Here is a 673-nt window from a genome sequence, read left to right on the forward strand (position 1 = left end):
GCTTGCGAGAGCGGATTTGTGTGCGAGAGCGGAGTTGCGCGTGAGAGCCGAGTTCCGCGAGAGCAGGCCTGTCCGCGGGGCCGGGTCTTCTCGTGAGAGGGGATTCGTGCGCGAGAGCGGCATGCCCGCGCGTCATCGCGAGGTGCACACGGGCCGATGGACGGGCGACGGCGGAACTGGCGATCCATCGGACACCGGGCGACCGAGGTCCTCGTCCGCCGGTGGACGTCGGGCTCGGGGGAGCCGCAGAGCTGGCTGCCACGGAGTCGGCGCGAGGACATCGCTCCCGCGCAGAACTCCGCTGTCGCGTGGCAGTCAGCTGTCGTGCACAAGTCGGCCCTCGCGGGAAAGGGCGTTCGGGATTTCCGTCCGCGCGGTTAAGAGCGGACAGTTCTCCGTCGTTCGGACGAGCCCAGCCTCGACCTTCGAATGATTATCCGCGAGATTGCGCGAATCCGGTTGGCAAAGGGTGGCAACCCCGAGGGTCCTACTGGGGTGCGCGTGACGATCGATGCACCGGTCCGCCGACGCGCGGACGCGTCGAGCGGGCCGGGTCGCGTGCTTCCGCGCGACGCATCCGTCGATGGCGACTGCGTCATCGACGCCGATCTGAGGAGGACACATGTCACGTACCCCACGTACGGGGTGGCGGGCCGCGGTCGCGACCGCGGCG

At 69.2% G+C, this 673-nt stretch carries 1 protein-coding gene; it reads left to right on the plus strand.

The window, feature by feature from the left end; all coding sequences use genetic code 11:
* Window positions 1–429: 429 nt before the first annotated feature.
* A partial coding sequence (locus FHE66_RS15780; protein WP_218013754.1) for a hypothetical protein occupies window positions 430–673 on the plus strand: 244 nt, incomplete at its 3' end.

The organism is Georgenia sp. 311, assembly GCF_006151955.1.
Classification (GTDB): domain Bacteria; phylum Actinomycetota; class Actinomycetes; order Actinomycetales; family Actinomycetaceae; genus Oceanitalea; species Oceanitalea wutianyii.